The 861-nt window shown below is 45.6% G+C and carries 1 protein-coding gene; it reads left to right on the top strand.

Annotated elements, in window-relative coordinates; translation table 11 throughout:
* The coding region (locus A3739_RS29365; RefSeq protein ID WP_197472058.1) for a VWA domain-containing protein at positions 1–861 on the top strand (861 nt) is incomplete at both ends.

Below are 861 nucleotides of genomic sequence, written 5' to 3'. Positions count from 1 at the left end.
GCAAAATAATATGCCAAATAATACTTGGGGATGGGTCAAGTGGGGTGAGGCGAATCTCACTGCTGGTAATTATGAGCTTGAGGTCGCATACCGTGAAGGTGGTACCTTGATGGATCAAATCCTTGTTACTTCGAATACAGATACGCCAACAGGAATAATGACTTTGGTGGATCCTAGTGCATTAGGTGATCGTCGAGAGTGTTCGGCATCAACACCTTCTCACTATCTTGAGTTTGCGCGTAATCCTGAAAGATATCGTATTGGAGAGAGTTCAGGTTCTGACTCATTGATTGAATCTGGAAGATCGCTTGCTTTCGACGGTGCTTGTCTCACGCGCTATCAGATTGGTAAAACGCAAGCTGATGGTGAGGCATTTATTAACGGTGCGGGCGTTACACGTACTGTATTGGAAGAAAAGCAAAACTTCGCGAATTGGTTCCAATATTATCGTCGTCGTCACCAAGCAATGCGTGGTGGCTTAGCAGCAGCGGTTCAGGGTATTAATGGTATTAAAACAGGCATGTTCTGGATTAATAACAGACGTACTGTTGGTTCTGCACAAATGAAAGATGTTGGTGTAGGGACTGAACTTGGTACCTTCTTAGACGAGCACTACACGCGAGTGAATGCGGGCGGTACACCACTGCGTAGCGCATTGAATCATGCTCGCAATCAGTTCAAGAGCACAACCGGCCCTATAACCAGTGAGTGTCAGAAAAACTATACATTGTTGTTCACAGATGGTTTTAATACCCAAAACACAACAAGCGAAGTTCAGTCTGTGCTTAATGACGGTATCGGCAACCAAGATGGTTCTGCGGGTGCCCCTTATCAAGACAGTTACTCAACGACACTCGGCGA

The sequence above is a fragment of the Oleiphilus sp. HI0067 genome, assembly GCF_001635735.1.
This window is presented reverse-complemented; position numbering and strand designations above follow the sequence as displayed.